This is a genomic window from Virgibacillus oceani (genome assembly GCF_041521345.1).
Classification (GTDB): Bacteria; Bacillota; Bacilli; order Bacillales; family Amphibacillaceae; genus Virgibacillus_N; species Virgibacillus_N oceani_A.
The window spans coordinates 12,199-29,364 of sequence record NZ_JBGOHB010000046.1 but is presented as its reverse complement, the minus strand read 5'-3'; the positions used below and the strand labels follow the sequence as shown (position 1 = coordinate 29,364).

The 17,166-nt window shown below is 39.0% G+C and carries 18 protein-coding genes, 1 tRNA gene and 1 pseudogene; 16 read left to right on the top strand and 4 right to left on the bottom strand.

Annotated elements, in window-relative coordinates:
- Positions 1–171 precede the first annotated feature (171 nt).
- The 10 genes from ACDX78_RS21775 to ACDX78_RS21730 all read left to right on the top strand — a co-directional run bounded on the left by ACDX78_RS21775 (position 172) and on the right by ACDX78_RS21730 (position 7,039).
- Complete coding sequence (locus tag ACDX78_RS21775; protein WP_486030753.1) at positions 172–636, top strand: DinB family protein; 465 nt, start codon at positions 172–174, stop codon at positions 634–636.
- A gap of 113 nt (positions 637–749) precedes the next feature.
- On the top strand, positions 750–941 hold the full coding sequence (locus ACDX78_RS21770; RefSeq protein ID WP_486030751.1) for a hypothetical protein: 192 nt from the start codon (positions 750–752) through the stop codon (positions 939–941).
- A 216-nt stretch (positions 942–1,157) separates the two neighbouring features.
- Positions 1,158–1,982: a DUF4037 domain-containing protein gene (locus tag ACDX78_RS21765; RefSeq protein ID WP_486030749.1), complete on the top strand. Its 825-nt coding sequence runs from the start codon at positions 1,158–1,160 to the stop codon at positions 1,980–1,982.
- Between the two features lie 71 nt (positions 1,983–2,053).
- Positions 2,054–2,455 carry a VOC family protein gene (locus ACDX78_RS21760; protein WP_486030747.1) on the top strand — a complete coding sequence of 134 codons (402 nt, stop codon included), beginning with the start codon at positions 2,054–2,056 and terminating at the stop codon, positions 2,453–2,455.
- Positions 2,456–2,469: 14 nt separating this feature from the next.
- Positions 2,470–3,144, top strand: a complete 675-nt coding sequence (locus tag ACDX78_RS21755; protein WP_486030745.1) for an HAD family hydrolase — start codon at positions 2,470–2,472, stop codon at positions 3,142–3,144.
- Positions 3,145–3,211: 67 nt separating this feature from the next.
- Entirely contained in the window at positions 3,212–3,607 is a 396-nt protein-coding gene (locus ACDX78_RS21750; protein WP_486030743.1) for a hypothetical protein, read from the top strand.
- 25 nt (positions 3,608–3,632) lie between these two features.
- The gene (locus ACDX78_RS21745) at positions 3,633–4,352 is read left to right on the top strand and encodes a Type 1 glutamine amidotransferase-like domain-containing protein (RefSeq protein WP_486030741.1); all 720 of its coding nucleotides are present in this window, start codon (positions 3,633–3,635) and stop codon (positions 4,350–4,352) included.
- Positions 4,353–4,534: 182 nt separating this feature from the next.
- Positions 4,535–5,014 (top strand): DinB family protein, encoded by a 480-nt coding sequence (locus tag ACDX78_RS21740; RefSeq protein WP_486030739.1) that lies wholly within the window; start codon positions 4,535–4,537, stop codon positions 5,012–5,014.
- Positions 5,015–5,213: 199 nt separating this feature from the next.
- Positions 5,214–6,461 carry an APC family permease gene (locus tag ACDX78_RS21735; protein ID WP_486030737.1) on the top strand — a complete coding sequence of 416 codons (1,248 nt, stop codon included), beginning with the start codon at positions 5,214–5,216 and terminating at the stop codon, positions 6,459–6,461.
- 5 nt (positions 6,462–6,466) lie between these two features.
- Entirely contained in the window at positions 6,467–7,039 is a 573-nt protein-coding gene (locus ACDX78_RS21730; protein ID WP_486030735.1) for a bifunctional transcriptional activator/DNA repair enzyme AdaA, read from the top strand.
- 478 nt (positions 7,040–7,517) lie between these two features.
- Here the strand turns inward: ACDX78_RS21730 and ACDX78_RS21725 are convergent, their stop codons facing one another.
- The gene (locus ACDX78_RS21725) at positions 7,518–8,924 is read right to left on the bottom strand and encodes a sodium/glutamate symporter (RefSeq protein ID WP_486030733.1); all 1,407 of its coding nucleotides are present in this window, start codon (positions 8,922–8,924) and stop codon (positions 7,518–7,520) included.
- Between the two features lie 192 nt (positions 8,925–9,116).
- On the opposite strand from ACDX78_RS21725, the gene ACDX78_RS21720 reads away from it, so the two are divergent.
- From ACDX78_RS21720 to ACDX78_RS21700, 5 genes are all read left to right on the top strand, one after another.
- Complete coding sequence (locus ACDX78_RS21720; RefSeq protein ID WP_486030731.1) at positions 9,117–9,407, top strand: hypothetical protein; 291 nt, start codon at positions 9,117–9,119, stop codon at positions 9,405–9,407.
- Between the two features lie 172 nt (positions 9,408–9,579).
- Entirely contained in the window at positions 9,580–9,882 is a 303-nt protein-coding gene (yabP, locus tag ACDX78_RS21715) for a sporulation protein YabP (protein ID WP_461183730.1), read from the top strand.
- The gene (yabQ, locus tag ACDX78_RS21710; RefSeq protein ID WP_486030729.1) at positions 9,879–10,478 is read left to right on the top strand and encodes a spore cortex biosynthesis protein YabQ; all 600 of its coding nucleotides are present in this window, start codon (positions 9,879–9,881) and stop codon (positions 10,476–10,478) included. Before yabP ends, yabQ begins: the two co-directional genes overlap by 4 nt.
- 5 nt (positions 10,479–10,483) lie before the next feature.
- Positions 10,484–10,864, top strand: a complete 381-nt coding sequence (locus ACDX78_RS21705; RefSeq protein WP_486030727.1) for an FtsB family cell division protein — start codon at positions 10,484–10,486, stop codon at positions 10,862–10,864.
- A 69-nt stretch (positions 10,865–10,933) separates the two neighbouring features.
- A complete protein-coding gene (locus ACDX78_RS21700; RefSeq protein WP_486030725.1) occupies positions 10,934–11,317 on the top strand; it encodes a S1 domain-containing RNA-binding protein in 384 nt (127 codons plus the stop codon).
- 520 nt (positions 11,318–11,837) lie between these two features.
- On the opposite strand, the gene ACDX78_RS21695 is transcribed toward ACDX78_RS21700, so the two are convergent.
- The 3 genes and pseudogenes from ACDX78_RS21695 to ACDX78_RS21685 all read right to left on the bottom strand — a co-directional run bounded on the left by ACDX78_RS21695 (position 11,838) and on the right by ACDX78_RS21685 (position 14,028).
- Positions 11,838–11,911 (bottom strand) — tRNA-Met (locus ACDX78_RS21695).
- Between the two features lie 146 nt (positions 11,912–12,057).
- A pseudogene (locus tag ACDX78_RS21690) lies at positions 12,058–13,595 on the bottom strand (MDR family MFS transporter).
- Entirely contained in the window at positions 13,576–14,028 is a 453-nt protein-coding gene (locus ACDX78_RS21685) for a MarR family winged helix-turn-helix transcriptional regulator (protein ID WP_486030723.1), read from the bottom strand. The pseudogene ACDX78_RS21690 and the gene ACDX78_RS21685 overlap by 20 nt, the downstream one beginning before the upstream one ends.
- A 397-nt stretch (positions 14,029–14,425) precedes the next feature.
- Here ACDX78_RS21685 and spoIIE point away from each other — a divergent pair, with 397 nt between their 5' ends.
- A complete protein-coding gene (gene spoIIE / locus ACDX78_RS21680; protein WP_486030721.1) occupies positions 14,426–16,879 on the top strand; it encodes a stage II sporulation protein E in 2,454 nt (817 codons plus the stop codon).
- Positions 16,880–17,166 lie beyond the last annotated feature (287 nt).

The window sequence follows — 17,166 nt, the reverse complement described above, 5'->3', positions numbered from 1 at the left end:
TTAGTGGATTTGGACGGGTTACCACCTGACTATATCCATTATAAAGGACTTTTTCTTTGGATAACAGTAAATTAACGAAAATTTTGCCCATTCCTAATTTTTAGTTTTAATTAATGCAATGCTAGTGGGTTAAACCATTGAATAATTTTGTTAACAAAGAGAGTTGATTTCGTGGGAGAAGGAAAAACGGAAATTGTTCAACATCATACGAAGGCTATAGCGTTTGTCCGATCTTTAGATACCATAAGAGAAGATCAATGGAGAACGGAAATAGGAAAAGGTAAGTGGACTGTAGCAGAAGTAATTGGCCACTTGATTCCATGGGATGAATTTGTCTTACATAAGCGAATTCCTTACTTATTTACAGACGGCAAACTGCCAAAAGGTCCTGATGCAAATACAATAAATGCAAAATCTGCCTTAAAAGCCAGAGAGCAAGACAAGAAAGTTATGATAGATGAATTTATATTGGTAAGAAGTGCTCTCCTTAGTGCAATTGATGAGATACCAAATAGTCGCTGGGAAGAAGCGTTAGTTATTGGAGAAACAAGATTAAATTTGTTTGAATACTTTAACGGTCTGGTCAAGCATGACATTCATCACTTTGAACAAGTGAAAGGCGTTCTTCAAGAGTAGGGGCATGTTATTGGAAAATCGAGGGAAACATATGCAGTTTCCACGAGTTTGGTTTCATTCTAGTTGTTGAACATTACGATGATTGTGTTACATTTTATCGAGATGTATTAAGATTGCCAGTAAGAAATGAAATAGAGTCATTGGTTACATTTGAACTTCCCAATGGTTATTTAATGGTTGATCAGGGAGGCGCGTGGTCAAGGCAAGAAAAATCCAGCAGTCAAAATCCCACTGTCCTTCGTTTTGATGTCGAATCGTTAGTTACTGTTGTGAAAAAACTGGAAGAACGTGGTGTTCATTTTTAAAACGCAGTTTAACTTTTAATTGGGGTACCATTGCCGTTTTTAATGATCCCGATGGTAATCGTATTGAATTGGGAGAAATCAACATTTCAAGTGGATCATACACCGACTATTAAATTAAAATAAAGTCTTACACAATGGTCTCTATTAAGGTCAAATTCGATGGTTGAAAAAGAGCAGAACATGCTGCACTGTGAATAAAAAGTTGGGAGTAAGCAAATGGACTTATATAAAAAATCAATAGACATGTTAGCGTTATATATGAAAAACCCGAAAGTAGAAGCTATTATTTTGGCAGGTTCTGTTTCAAGGAACCTGCAGGATGAGCATTCAGATATAGAATTACATATTTTGTGGTCATCTTCCCCGACAGATAAGGATCGCCAAGGGCCCATTGAAGAAATTAAGGGGACCATCCTGTCGTATCATCCTTATGAAGAAGAAGAGTGGTCTGAAGCTTATTTGGACCAGGATGGCATTAAATTTGAGATAAGCAGCTTTTTGTCTGCAACAGTTGATCGTTTTATTTCCGATGTGCTTGATGAATACGAAACTGATTTCGACAAACAGTGTATTGTAGCATCTATTGATAATGGTATTACCCTTTTTAGAGAAGAAAAAGTTAATGCGTTAAAAAATAGGGTTGCCAATTATCCAACAGAATTGTCCAAACAAATGATTACTGAAAATCTTTGGCTGAGTAATCGATGGAATAACCGACATGCCCTATTAAAAAGGCAAGACTGGCTAATGCTTTATGATGTTATCTGCGGAGTACAAAAGCAACTGTTTGGTGTTTTGTTTGGTTTAAATCATATGTACGTCCATCACCCTGATTTTAAGTGGATGCGGTTCAATATTGAACTAATGCAGGTTAAACCGAAAAAGCTTCATGACAGAATGACAAATATATTGATAGGCGATCCGCAGCATGCTGTACAAGAATTGGAAGTATTGATTGGAGAGGTAATTACATTAGTTGAGAAGTATCATCCTGGACTGAATATTAGTGAGCAGAAGAAAAATATTGGGTATGCGAAATAGCATAATATGTTTTAATAGATAATTTGAGGTATTAACGAGAGCTTTAACGGAATATAGAGGGAGGACTAATCTTGTCAAAAGGTTTACTTCACCATATTGAGATATATGTTTCTGATTTAAAAAGGTCAATTGATTTTTGGGGTTGGTTTCTTGAAGAATTAGGATACAGTCCTTTTCAAAAATGGGAAAGCGGACAAAGTTGGAAAATAGGAGATACTTACATCGTTTTTGTTCAAACAGAAGAGCGGTTTCTGGACGTTCCTTATCATCGAAGTCGTGTCGGTCTAAATCATTTAGCATTTCACGCACATTCACGCCATCATGTTGATGATATGACCAAAAAATTAAAAAACAAAGGGACTACCATACTTTATAAAAAGCAGCATCCATTCGCTGGAGGAGAAGACCATTACGCTGTTTACTTTGAAGATCCGGACAGAATTAAAGTGGAACTTGTAGCTCCTTACAATTAGACGGGGGTGAAACTTTGATTAAGGCTGTCATATTTGATTTAGATGGAACGTTGCTGAATCGAGATGAGTCAGTAGCAATATTTATAGACAAGCAGTACGAACGATTAAATAAATGGGTTAACCATGTGCCAAAAGATAAATACATAACGAGATTTATAGAACTTGATCAACGAGGATACGTATGGAAGGATAAAGTGTATCAACAGTTAATTGATGATTTTGACAGTAAAGGATTGACTTGGGAAGAAATGCTTCAAGATTATATGGGGAATTTTAAGAATAGTTGTGTGCCGTTCCCTAATCTTATTAAGGTGTTAGAAGAGTTGAAGAATAATGGCCTTGTCCTTGGTATGATTACAAATGGCAAAGGACAATTTCAAATGGATAATATCAAGACTTTGGGTATTCAAAGTTATTTCGAAACAATACTTATATCCGAATGGGAAGGAATGAAAAAACCTGATCCACAACTATTCAAAAAGGCCTCAGATGAGCTATACGTTTTACCTGATGAATGTGTATTTGTTGGCGACCACCCAGAAAAAGATATAAAGGCTGCTCAAAGTGTCGGGATGAAAGGGATCTGGAAAAGAGATTATCAATGGGATGATGTGGAAGCCGATTATGTAGTTGAGGATTTGGAGGAAATACCTTTAATTATTGGTGAGTTAAATAGGTTTAACTTATAAACAACAGCTTTTACCTATCTAGTCAATAATACACCTAATATAATTGATTCTTGTAGGAGGTTGAATATTGAACAGTCCTGAAAATAAAATGAACCTTATCATTCCAAAAGGATGCGACAATGCTCCAAGGAAACAAATAATCATTGATTTTACAGTAGCTATATTAAAGCAGCAAAATGAGATCATCACGGAATATGCAGATGAATCTATAATATGGTATCAATTAAAAGATAATAAAAAAATTGAAGGCCAACGTTCATTTATTACTACTTTGCAGGTTGAAAATAAAAACGATATTGATTGCCTTGAGATTTACCAAGTGATAACTCATGGGAAATTCGCTTCAATAAATGGTGTGATTTCATTAGCAGATGGTAGAAAAGTTGATTTCTGCGATGTATATACGTTTAGTAATACTGCAAAGTCTGGAAAGGTAAAGGAAATAAAATCATATAGACTATAGCTTCGGATCGAAAGGAAGTATGAACATGAGGCAAGTGATTGCTCTTGGGGGCGGGGGATTCTCTATGGAACCAGACAACCCTTTGTTAGATTTATATGTACTAAATCAATCAGTTAAAGTGAGCCCCAAAATTTGTTTTATTTCTACTGCAAGTGGAGATTCAGATAACTACATATCAAGGTTTTATAACTTCTTTGAAAAGCAAATTTGTCAGGCATCACATCTATCATTATTTAAACCCCCGACCAGGGACTTAGAGGGTTTTCTATTAGATAAAGATATAATTTATGTTGGTGGCGGTAATACCAGGAATTTATTGGTTTTATGGAAAGAGTGGGGACTGGATGCGATGTTAAAAAAGGCTTGGGAACAAGGGATAATATTAGCTGGAATCAGTGCAGGTTCAATATGCTGGTTTGAAGAAGGAGTTACTGATTCGTATGGAGATGATCTTGAACCGATAAAGTGTTTAGGGTTCCTGAAAGGCAGTCATTGCCCTCATTATGATGGGGAAGTAAATAGAAGACCATCTTATCAGGAACTTGTAACTAAAGGAAAAATACAATCTGGCATTGCTGCAGACGACGGTGTTGCCCTTCATTATATTGATCAGGAATTAAGTGAAATCGTTCGTTCAAGACCAAAAGCCAAGGCTTATAAAGTTTATTTGGATAAGACAGTAAAAGAGATTGAATTAGAGACAAAATATTTAGGGGGTTTTTATGATGACATTCTTATTGAATAGAAACCCTTTAAATACAAAAGAAACATGGAAAAATTTCAACATAGCCTAACTAAATTAGTCCATCCTTCTTCTTTATTCAGATCTTGTATTCTATTTTTTTGATGATGTTATGGCATTCTTTCAACTATTTAGCCGGTTTTTGTTACGAAAAATAATAAATCCACATTACAAGGAGCATTCCTATGACAACAAAAGAAATGGTTTTATCATTATTTCATTTTCGATTTAAACAAGAGGTTGGATTTGTACCTCTGATGGATGCTATCAAAGAATTAACTGCCGAACAGGCATCTTGGCAGCCATCGAAAGAAGGACATTCCATCTGGCAAATTGTTAACCACTTGGTTTATTGGAATACTCGTATGCTTGATCAGCTTGAGGGGAGAAATCGAAATCAAGCGATTATAGAAAATAACGATACATTTGGTAATCCTGGCGATAGGAAAGATGAAGCTGGTTGGCAAAGTACAATGGAACAAACCTATAAGCTTTTTGAGAAAATGCAGGAAGAAGTTTCTAAATTAGATGATTCTCAGTTTGATAAAGTCGTTGATGATGATGGAACGACGTTAAAGGTTGTTCTTGGAGACATGGCAATGCATGATTCTTATCATATTGGACAAATCCTTTACATACGCAAGCTTCAGGGGGTTACGAGGTAGCGGGGCAGTAACTTACGGAATACTACAACTTTTCTTTCTCATGAATACTAAACCTATAAAAATATTAAAAGTTAATTAAACAACGGCTAAAACAACACCTAAAAACTGCAACCGAAACTTCACCAAATTAAACCGCAAAAAACCGGAAGCGTCTTTTAATTCGACATTGTTATACTGCATGTAGAAACGAGGTGACTGCATGCACAATGCATCAATTGGATTATTTCAAGGTATTGCTTTATATATTGCAGCCGTTTTAGGATCAGGTGTACTTTTTTTATCCGGTGTTACTGCAGATATAGCCGGTTCGGCGTCTATATTATCTTGGATGATCGTGATCATTATTAGCTTTCCACTGGCTTATTCGTTTGCTTGCTTAGCAAGAGAATACCCGGACGCTGGAGGGGCTGCCACTTTTGTAAGGTATTCATTTGGGGAACATGCAGGAAATATTATTGGTTGGTTCTATTTTATCACAGCAGCAGTTGGACAGACGATCGTTGCCTTAACAGGAGCTTACTATTTAGGGAATGCCTTCGATTTTTCCCAGATTCAAATAACGTTTTCTGCCATAATGATATTGGTTATTGCCGGGATCACGAACTATTATGGCATTCGAGTAAGTGGTAAAATAGCATTACTGTTAAGTGGATGTTTATTCCTTCTGTTAGTAACAACGATTGTGTTGGCTATTCCCAGTATAAGCTTGGATGAATTTATCCCTTTTCTTCCTACAGAAAGTGGTTCAATCGGGTCAGCAGTAACCGTTATTTTTTGGGCTTTTTTTGGCTGGGAGGCAATTAGCAATCTTGCAAACAATTTTAAGCATCCAAGTAAAAACATCGTTAGAAGTACCATTATTAGTGCCATCATTATCGGCGTGCTTTTTCTTGCCCTTAGTTTTATAACCATTGGAACAGGGACGTACGGTAATGAGGAGAGTAATTTATCGCCCATCGCGGTTATTATGAATGATACGCTTGGCTTGAATGCGCAATTGGTTACCGGTATTCTTGCTTTTATCATTTGTACAGGAACAGCAAACGCATTTGTTGCAAGTTTGACTCAGCTTGGCTATTCACTGAGCAGAGACGGGGCGTTTCCTTCTTATTTTTCAAAGTTACACCCAAACACTCAAATATCAAGACGCATGGTTTTGTTTGTTGTTGTGTTCGCAGGGGCGGGCGTTTTCATTACAGATGCTCTTTCTCTAACGTTTAATGATATTTTATTTATTCCAACGTCCTTAGGAGTTATTGTTTATGCTCTTTCGATGGCTGCCGGTGTTAAACTGTTTAGAAAAGGAACCTTGCCCTGGATGTGTTCATTGATTGCTTTTATTCTATGTACACTTGTGCTTCCATTTTTTCGATCATACATCATTGTTCCATTGGTAGCCATTTCTATATATGCAGTTTATATGTTCTTTTTAAATAAAAGGAGTTGAACGGGATGGTTGTTCATGAAAATTTTTCTTTCAACGAAATGGTCAAAATTGCAAATAGCAGTAACTATTCATATGATGGCCTGTTTTTCTATGCGGTGAAAACAACCGGAATTTTTTGCCGTCCTTCTTGCAAGTCAAGAAATCCCAACATAGAAAATATCACCTTTTTCCAAACAGCAGAGGATGCGAAACGAGCAGGCTTTCGTCCCTGTAAAAGATGCCAGCCGGATAGGCTTAATTTTGATCCGAAAATGGATCTTATTAATGATACAAAATCATATATTCAGGAGCATTATAAGGAAAAGCTTACATTGCAGCAATTAGCGCAAAACATCGGTATAAGCCCCTTTTATTTAGGACGACTTTTTAAAGAACAAACATCAGGAACACCGCGTTCCTATTTAGAGAATATACGTGTGCGTAAGGCCGTTCATCTATTGAAAACCACTGACCTGCCAATTATTGATATTTGTTATGAAGTAGGCTTTCAAAGCGTCTCAAGTTTTTATCATGCTTTTCAAAAACAAACGCAGCATACTCCTCGTTACTATAGAAAGGAATTAAGTTATGATCTATGATGAATGTCAAACAGATATTGGGCGTTTAAGATTTGTTCTAAGGGCTCGTACGTAGCTTTTTAACCGATGATCATTGGTTATCTTTTGTTGAAGGTAACGCTGTTAAGAAGAGTACTGAGCTAGGGAAACCTATTCGAAAGCATTTTCAAGCGTATTTTAGTGGAGAATGAAAGATTTCCATGATTCCATTCGAAAGATAAAAAAGCAAATGGATATGTTGTCCAGTTCAGTGGAATAATTAGGGATTCTTTTATTGGAATTCTTTTATCACAAACCAGCTCCTGCAAATATTCCTCTAAGTTGCATGACGGGTAATGCAACTTAGGACGGTTCTCCTGGTGCAAAAAAGTTCACTTACAAGTTCATCACACACCGTAAATAAAACGCCTCCGAATCAATATTCTTTTGATATACCAATTCGAAGGTGTTTTTATTTTCTCCTTTTACAAGGTTACTCTATTTTCCTAAAGTTCTCCAATCAGGCTTTCTTTCTGCCAAAGTAAAATAAGCCAGTGAACAAACCAATGATACACATAATAACCGAGAAAATCAGAAATGGTATAGCACCGAATTGGAAAATGAGCGGGACAGACAAAGCAGTGACGAGCCCGCCTCCCAAAAATGGCTCATATGCCAACTGTTTATAGCCAAATGCCTCAAAAGCAGGGGATTTATTATCCGGATCGGCGGCACGCATCAATAAAAGCCCGGTTGCCGTCACACCCATGGATTGACCGAAGTCACCGATGCCTCGTTCAAACCAGTAAGATGGAATGAAACGTGGCGCAAGTATGAGAAAGCCTAGGATATTCCAGATAATGCCGACCGCTGCCAGCAATAAGAATGGAAAAAGGTTGTCGCCGATCACATCAACGGAAACTGTTCCAATCGCACTGAGGATCAAAATATCGAGTGCCAAGCCCTGGATCCGGTTCATCATTTTCCGGTCAAGAATCTCTTGTTTATCGACCTTACTGAAAACTAATTGTAAAATAATCCCGCCGATCATGGCAAGCGGGAAAAGCGGTATATATGTCATAAAATCAGAATCAGCAGTCAGTACGCCCTCAAGCCAAATTAATGCTTCCAAAATGACAAAACCGATGAGAATGGCAATCCCAACGATCGCAAAATGAAATGAAAGCGGCTCAATCGATTCAGGCCGTACGGTCATTTTCGCAGCCGGCTCACGATTTTCAAACTCAACAATGCCTTGTTTGCGGATGGAGCTGAAGCTTTTCGTATCCTGGATGACTTTCGTTTTTCCTCGTCTTACGGCCCAGTTGATCAAAATAATACCGGTAATCACACCGCTTAAAATGCCGACCGTTGCTAAACCAATGGAAAGGTCATAACCTTCCGGGAAGCCCATTTCTTCAAAGGTGCCTTGCAGTCCTGCAGCCGTTCCATGGCCGCCTTCAAAGGCTATTTCAATCAATGCCCCGGCAACCGGCGGCATGTTAAATAATGGACCCAGCACCAGGATAGCCAATACAATACCGATCACGTATTGACCCCAGCCAATCGTCCAGCCAAACGCGAACTGCGGTCCGCCGACATTCCATAAACGTTTGAGTCCCGGAATGGCAACCCCTAAAAATAAAGTTGCAAAAACAATGTTAATCATCAATCCTGGCAACTCCGCCCAGACATTCATGGTTGGCTCGGGTATGAGGCCATTTGTCCAAAAGGAATCCTCGCCAACAAATTGACCTAATAGGTGGCCCAAAACTTGCGGACCGAGAAATAAGGCTATAAATCCAGCGATGACCGACGAAGGAATAAATAAGGATTGCAGCCATTTTACACGGATGCGAATCCATTTACTGATGATTAAAAAAAGCCCTAAGTATAAAAATGCAAAACCAATTTGATCAGCCGTCATGATATTTCCCTTCCTTTTTATACAGTTGCTAGCTAACTAAACTGTTCCCTTGATTTTTTTGCTTCAAACTAAGCGGAGTTATATTGGATGATTCTACTGATGAAGAAGGAATGTTTGTTTTCGCATTTATCTGGACTTCGCTTCGTTCTGTGCTAGAATAGCTGTAAGTTTCGTATTAAAGGAGGAAAAAACTTGCCTAAACAGTTGAAAACCCTTTGGCTGTTATTGGTATTAGGAGCAATAGCCGGTGTAACTGGTGAGCCAATATCCAGATTTCTGCATCATTTATTCGACGGTGGATTTATCTTCTTTGTAAATATGATGGTCATCATATGTGTCTCTCTATTTGTGATTGCCCTTGGATTAGGTCTTTACTATGTAAATCGAGAGATGATCAACGAAATACAATTTGCCATCTTCTTTGTTGCCAGTTTCATCCTGGGCGGCATGATCCTATTCTGGGTTGTATTTGTCTTGCTTTAATTATATTTATATCTTCAGTGACGGTGTTTCCAGTAAATTGACAAGCAGAATACAGCGCGCTTAAGAGAACTTGTTTCCAGCCTGTCTCTATTTCTGAGTCTTTTTTTCTATCAAAAAAGTTCTAACCTTGTCCCTCCCTTCATAAAGTAATAATGATAAGGAGGGCTTTTGTATGAATTATTATGAGAATCGTGAAAGTATAAATCGTGTGCAAACAGATCATTATGTGAAAATCAACAATCGAAAAAACCTTGAAATCAGCGGAGTAAAAGAAGTAGACAGCTTCGATAATGAAGAATTCCTGCTGGAAACCGTGATGGGTTATTTAATTGTCAGAGGACATAATTTGCAGTTGAAAAATCTGGATGTTGGCGAAGGAAATGTAGTTATTAAAGGGAAAATTTATGAGCTTTCCTATGTGGATGAACATCAGCAGGAGAAAGCTAAAGGGTTCTTTAGCAAGCTATTCAGATGACGCTGAGTACGCAGTTCATCACGATGCTTGCCATGACTGGCGGGGGTTTTTATTTAGGCATTATACTGGATACTTTCCGCCGTTTTGCCAACAGCTGGAAAAGCAGAATGTTTCTATCCTATATTATGGAGACAAGCTTTTGGCTGACCCAGACACTTATTTTATTTTACGTTCTTTACCGGGTTAATGGGGGAGAATTAAGATTATATATTTTTTTGGCATGTTTGTTAGGATTTTCCATCTATCAAGTTTTTGCAGCCAAATTATATAAAAGCCTGCTGGAGAGAATTATTTTTATTATAAAAGCGATATACAAACTTTTGGAGCGGGTTATTATCGTATTGATCATTAACCCGGTAAAATGGCTCCTCATACTGTTTGTTTCTATTATTACAGGGCTTTTCAAAGTCATTATTTCGGTTCTTCAATTTCTTTTTCGTATTATTGCTGCTCCCTTAACATGGATATTTCAGGGCTTCTACAACCTTCTTCCTAAACGTTTTCAAAAATTTTTACACAAAATTGCAGGATTTTATAGTACAATGAAGAATATATGTAATAAGATATGGGAATATGTTAAGTCAGGAAGGAGGTAGGAGCTGTGTCTGAAAGGAAAAAAACGGTTACGAGACTTGATTCAAATTACATGCAACAGTATGATGCACACGTGGAGCGGCAGAAACGAAAAAAGCAACGGCTGATTCGTCGTCTTGTTTTATTTTCTATTATTGCAGTGATTGCAATTGGAAGTATGGCTTCATACCACATGAATCAGCGTGCATTACATACGGAGAAGCAAGAAGAGTATGAACAGCTTCAGGACGAGCTGGCAGTACTGCAAAAAGAAGGGGAAGACATGAAAGAAGAAATTAGTTTGCTGGAGAATGAAGATTATGTGCTGGAGATTGCAAGAACTAATTATTTTTTCTCCAAAGAGGGTGAATTAATTTTCCAACTTCCTGACGAGGAACCGTCATATTGACACACTTTTGATTACTTAGCTATAATATAATAGAAATGTATTTAAACTTTAAGGAGGAGCATTTTTTTTATGTCAATCGAAGTAGGCAGCAAGCTGCAGGGAAAGGTAACAGGAATCACTAATTTTGGAGCATTTGTAGAGCTGGAGAAAGGGAAGACAGGTCTGGTCCATATTAGTGAAGTTGCCGACAACTATGTGAAGGACATTAATGACCACCTGACTGTTGGGGATGAAGTGACGGTAAAGGTAATTAATGTCGAAAAAGATGGTAAAATCGGATTGTCCATTAAAAAAGCAAAGGATAGACCGAAGCGACAAAGAGATCATCGTGGGCGTACAGAAACATTTGAATCGAAAATGAATCAGTTCCTCAAAGATTCTGATGAACGCTTAGCCTCTTTGAAAAAGCATACGGAATCCAAACGTGGAGGTCGAGGTGCTAATAGAGGATAGCAGTTTGCTGTCTATAGATAATGCTCTGTGTAATATAAACTAAAAAAGCAGAACCCCATATCATCTTGGTATGAATGGGATCTGCTTTTTTGTATTTACGTTAGTTAAGACACGATTGGGAAAAAGAAATAGTAAAACGGAATTTTTAATAAGGCATGTATCTGGCAAAGAAAATGGCAGCTGTACGTCGTAAGACCTTTAATCATGAGGGTATTTAGTTTCATTTTAATTTTTATGATTGAGTTGTATTGGCCGGGGATCAGTTTTATTGGGAAACCGATTAAATTCTTTATAGATCTTTTCTTATGGGGAAGTTTTTCCCGGGATTAGTTACTTATAAGGGAATGAATAACCTTACCAGGAAACAAAAAATAGGAAAATATATTTTATACACCACATATATGGTGCGCTGTTATTTATACTCATCCGGTTTTTGATAATGGTATAGTCGCAGTAAAAAAGAAGAAACCCGGTGTGAGGGTTTCAACGCAAGGAGCTAAGGCCTGGATTACTTTTATAATAGCGGCGGAGGGGATCGAACCCCCGACCTTACGGGTATGAACCGTACGCTCTCGCCAGCTGAGCTACACCGCCATGAAATAAATGTGCTATGCAACAGGTTAACCGTCACCCTTTTACACACAAGAAATATCATACAACAGAGACTGATTTGTGTCAATATGAAAAACCTGGCTTCTGCTTCGTATTTTAAAGGGAAGAGAAGCCGAGTTCATTGGTTATTAATCCGTTGCTCCTTTCCGTCCCCTAAACTTATTACTGGAGATAGGATAGTGTCCTTTTACCATATCTTCTTCCTCTTTTTCCGGTGGTCTGACCCGCTTGATAAAGAAAGATAGCACAAAGGCCAGGACAGCAAGTAAAGTGGATACCAAAAATGCGTCATTAATGCCTTCGATGGTTGCCAGGTTCTCAATGATGGCCAGCTGCTCATTTGATACATTCCCATTTGATGGCATAAACTCCGCGGTATACTTCGCTGCCTGGGCACTCATTACGGTTACTAAAAAGGCAGTACCAATGGAGCCGGACATTTGCCTTAACGTATTGGCCATGGCGGTACCATGGGAATATAGACTTTTGGGCAGCTGATTTAACCCCGCTGTCATAATCGGCATCATGATCATTGATATTCCAATCATTCGTAAACTATAAGCGACCATCATGTAGTAATAACCGGTGTCATCTGTCAAGACAGCAAACATATACGTCGTAATAGCTGTCAGGCCAAGTCCAACAAGTGCAAGTGGACGGGCACCGATGCGGTCAAACAGTCTTCCGGTTATAGGTGACATAAGCGCAGATAAAACGGCTCCCGGCAGTAAAAGTAAACCGGATTCCAGCGGGGAGAACCCACGAACATTTTGCAGATAGATTGGAATTAAGATCATCGCAGCAAACATGGACATAGTCACTACCACACTAATGATCGTAGTTAATGTGAACATGTTGTACTTGAATACCCGAAATTCCAGCATCGGTGTCTGCATTCGCAACTGGCGGGTCACAAAGAAAATCATCACGAGTGCCCCAACTCCAAGTGGAACGAGCACTAGGGGCGAACTCCAGCCCATTTCCCCTGCGCCGCTGAATCCATACAACAATCCGCCGAATGCAAATGTAGAAAGGACAATAGATAGTCTACTTTCGGTTTGGATAGTCTCGTTACATTCCGCAGTAGAAAATAGGCAAGAATAATATCTATAATCACGATTGGCAAGATAATGAAAAACAGCACCCGCCATGAAAAAGATTGAACAATGATCCCTGAAAGCGTTGGACCAATGGCAGGGGCAAACATCATCGCCAGTCCGATCCATCCCATTGCAGTACCCCGTTTTTCAATCGGAAACAAACTTAATATAACGTTCATTAGTAATGGCATCATAATTCCCGCGCCTGCTGCTTGCACAACCCTTCCAGCAAGGAGTAAAGGGAAAGAAAAAGAAATTCCGCAAATAAGCGTCCCTAAGGCAAACAGGGACATAGCTGTTAAAAACAGTTGCCTCGTTGTAAATTTTTCCATTAAAAAAGCGGTTATTGGGATTAAAATACCATTAACCAGCATAAAAATTGTTGTTAATGATTGTGCAGTATTCGCCGACATATCCAAGTCTACTATCATTACGGGCAAGGCTATATTTAATAAGGTTTGGTTCAATATTGCAACAAAAGCCCCCATAACCATAACAAATATGATAGGTATTTTTGGTATGTCTGCTGTATCGACAATCGCACTTCTATCTTTCAATTTCGTCATCTCCATCAAATGAAATCTTTTCGGCTATCTGGTCATGAAGATGAAGCAATTGCTGAACATCTTCCTTACTTAATTCATGGAGCCGCTCGATACGCTCATGAAATAAAGCAAGTCCTTCCTTTTCTTTTTCCTTACCCAATGTAGTGAGCTGAAGTATAACAGCTCTTCTGTCCGTTTTTGATTTCTCCCTTTTTACAAGCCCCGCTCTCACCAACCGATCGACTACACTGCTGGCAGTGCTTTTACTCATTTCCATTTTATCTGTAAGCTCGAGCAGACTGATATCCGGGAAGTCTGATATGGATTTAAGACATCTCAGTTGGACGACAGTAACGCCTAATTCATTGGCATGATGCCACATTTGCTTATAAAAATATTTATTAACTTTGCGAAAGGAACTTAGAATTTTACTTATTTTTTCACTTTGATCCATGCTTTATTCTCCTTAACTTATAAATGGTTCGTACACGAACAGTTCGGCAACAGAAATAAATTATAAAGGATGATCAGGGAATTGGCAAGTGTTTGATTTTGGAAAATCCAGCTTATCACCAGACCATCATACATATGCCTCATATAAAATTTTTATTAGAAAATTTCCAGCGTGTTTCGGCAGAACAGCATGTTATTCGGCAAACGATCTGTCAAATTAAAAAAAGGCCAGCAGGGTAGCTGTGGGCAGTCTGATATTTTCAGTGCATGTGTTCGTGTTGAATTGTGCTGTTCGTTTAGAAAGCCGTCGAACGATTTTTTGGATTAGCTCTGTTGTTTTGACAAAAAAAGAAGGCAACCTATGATTTAATGTTACCCACATGGAGGAGGAAAAAGATATGTTGAATTCAATCACACGAGTAGAACCAGGGACACTCAGAAAGGGTGGGACAAGCTATATAGGAAGGCTTCATACCAAATTAACCGCTAAAATGAAAGCGGTATTATTGGAGAAGGGGGTCTTATTTTATGCTGTAGGCTTTTTGTTAGGCAGGGCGGTCATTTTGGAGGAGGTTTCCCCATTTGCCGTTGCTTTTTTGGCTACCATGTGGTTTTTACATAGGGAAAAAGCAGCGCTGTCGACGCTCGCTGTATTGGCGGGAGCTTTAACCTTTTCCGTAACACATAGTATTTTTATTTTCATGGCGATGCTTTTATTTATCTTTTTGGCAGGTATATTTAAACAGATGAAAAATCAGGAGATTCTCATTCCTGTATTTGTCTTTCTATCAACTGTTGTGCCACGTATATTTATGTTTTCCATCTATGGTCAGTTATCCTCCTATGAATGGATGCTCCTCCTCGTTGAAGGAGTGCTCGGAACAGTGCTCTTACTAATCTTTATGCAAAGTGTTCCGCTAATAGCACCAAAAAGATTTAAACCTTCACTAAAAAATGAAGAAATTGTCTGTATGATCATTCTCATTGCCTCTATTTTAACCGGAATGATCGGCTGGCAAATTTATGATGCTTCCGTGGAACAGGTATTTTCACGTTACTTTGTATTAGTACTTTCTTTTGTAGGGGGAGCAGCCATTGGTTCAACCGTTGGGGTTGTTGCCGGATTAATACTTTCATTGGCAAATGTTGCCAACCTGTATCAAATGAGCCTTTTGGCATTTTCCGGATTGCTGGGAGGACTACTGAAAGAAGGGAAAAAGCCCGGGGTTGCGATAGGTTTATTGGCAGGCACATTTTTAATCGGTATATATGGAAACGCGCAAGGGATTTTTCCTTCCATGCTGGAATCCCTGATTGCTATTGCTTTATTTATACTGACACCGGCCGGCTGGTTTAAAAAACTGTCCCGTTATATACCGGGAACAGAAGAATACACAAATGAACAAAATCAATACTTGCAGAAGGTGAGGAATGTAACCGCTAAAAGGGTTGAGCAATTTTCCGACGTTTTTTTGGCACTGTCAAAAAGCTTCTCTTCAGAGGATGGTTCTTCTGTTGATGAGCAGGAGACGAGAAGGGAGACGGATTATTTTTTAAGCCAGGTGACAGAGCGAAGTTGCCAGAGCTGCTTTATGAAGGAACGATGCTGGCAAAAGGAGTTTGATAAAACATATACGCTAATGGAGGAAATGAAAACGGATTTGAATGACGGAAAAAAAATAAACCGAAAAACAGCCAGGGAATTTGAAAATTATTGTGTAAAACCAAAAAAAGTAATGGAAGCAATGAAAGAGGAAATGACGATATTTGAAGCAAACCGCAAACTGAAAAATCAGGTGATGGAGAGTAAACGGCTTGTAGCAGAGCAATTGAACGGCATTTCGGAGGTGATGGACGATTTCGCGAGGGAGATTTTAAAGGAAAGGCAGCATCATGAAAAGCAGGAAATGGAAATTATGCATGCATTGAAAAATCTTGGCTTGGATTTGGAAAAGCTGGATATTTACAGTTTGGAAAAAGGCAATGTGGATATTGAAATGACGATTTCGGTCTATGCTTATCACGGAGAAGGGCCGAAGCTAATTGCTCCGGTTCTGTCGGATATTTTACAGGAAATGGTGGCCGTCAAGCAGGAGGAGGTATCACCGTTTCCGAACGGTTTCAGTTACTTGGCATTTGGTTCGGCCAAAGAGTTTGTCGTGGAAAGTGGCGCGGCCAATGCTGCCAAAGGAGGCGGGTTAATTTCCGGAGATAGCTATACGACCATTGAGCTTGGTGCAGGTAAGTATGCCGTGGCAATTAGTGACGGCATGGGCAATGGAAAAAGAGCGAAGGAGGAGAGTGTGGAAACGCTAAGGCTATTGCAGCAGATCCTGCAGACAGGGATTCCGGAAAAAGTGGCGATCAAATCAATCAATTCTATTCTTGCATTGCGGACGACAGATGAAATGTTTGCGACACTTGATCTCGCTGTCGTTGATTTAAACAATGCTTTTGTGCGGTTTTTGAAGATTGGGTCAACACCAAGTTTTATTAAAAGGGGAAATCAGCTGCTTCCTATCGAAGCAAGCAATCTGCCGATGGGGATTATTCAGGAGTTCGATGTAGACATTGTCAGTGAACAGCTTATGTCAGAAGATGTGTTAATTATGATGAGTGATGGGATTTTTGACGGGCCAAAGCATGTGGAAAATACCGATATTTGGCTCAAAAGGAAAATACGGGAGATGGAAACGAATGATCCGCAGGAAATAGCAGACCTACTGCTTGAAGAGGTTATCCGTACACGCTCAGGGGAAATTGAAGACGATATGACTGTAGTCGTTACAAAAATAAAGAAAAATACACCGGAGTGGGCACCTATTCCAATGTATCAGGAGCAGGCGCAGTAGAATGGAGGGGGCAGGAGTGTCCCTGGAAGCGAGTTATATAGTCAAGTGTGTATTAGAGAATGTACCTTAGACAAGGAGGGAGTGTCTCAGCTACATGGATGAGTAAAATTGGCCTGAGCGTGTATCAGAGAGAGCGTCTCAGATACATGGAAGAGCAAAAAGAGTTCCGAGCGTGTATCAGAGAGAGCGTCTCAGCTACATGGAAGAGTAAAAAGAGTTCCGAGCGTGTATCAGAGAGAGCGTCTCAGCTACATGGAAGAGCAAAAAGAGTTCCGAGCGTGTATCAG

Coding starts and splice junctions, on each gene's coding strand:
- ACDX78_RS21765 (WP_486030749.1), top strand. CDS start 1,158: ATGGACTTATATAAAAAATCAATAGACATGTTAGCGTTATATATGAAA.
- ACDX78_RS21745 (WP_486030741.1), top strand. CDS start 3,633: ATGAGGCAAGTGATTGCTCTTGGGGGCGGGGGATTCTCTATGGAACCA.
- ACDX78_RS21740 (WP_486030739.1), top strand. CDS start 4,535: ATGACAACAAAAGAAATGGTTTTATCATTATTTCATTTTCGATTTAAA.
- ACDX78_RS21735 (WP_486030737.1), top strand. CDS start 5,214: ATGCACAATGCATCAATTGGATTATTTCAAGGTATTGCTTTATATATT.
- ACDX78_RS21730 (WP_486030735.1), top strand. CDS start 6,467: ATGGTTGTTCATGAAAATTTTTCTTTCAACGAAATGGTCAAAATTGCA.
- ACDX78_RS21725 (WP_486030733.1), bottom strand. CDS start 8,924: ATGACGGCTGATCAAATTGGTTTTGCATTTTTATACTTAGGGCTTTTT.
- yabP (WP_461183730.1), top strand. CDS start 9,580: ATGAATTATTATGAGAATCGTGAAAGTATAAATCGTGTGCAAACAGAT.
- yabQ (WP_486030729.1), top strand. CDS start 9,879: ATGACGCTGAGTACGCAGTTCATCACGATGCTTGCCATGACTGGCGGG.
- ACDX78_RS21700 (WP_486030725.1), top strand. CDS start 10,934: ATGTCAATCGAAGTAGGCAGCAAGCTGCAGGGAAAGGTAACAGGAATC.
- ACDX78_RS21685 (WP_486030723.1), bottom strand. CDS start 14,028: ATGGATCAAAGTGAAAAAATAAGTAAAATTCTAAGTTCCTTTCGCAAA.
- spoIIE (WP_486030721.1), top strand. CDS start 14,426: ATGTTGAATTCAATCACACGAGTAGAACCAGGGACACTCAGAAAGGGT.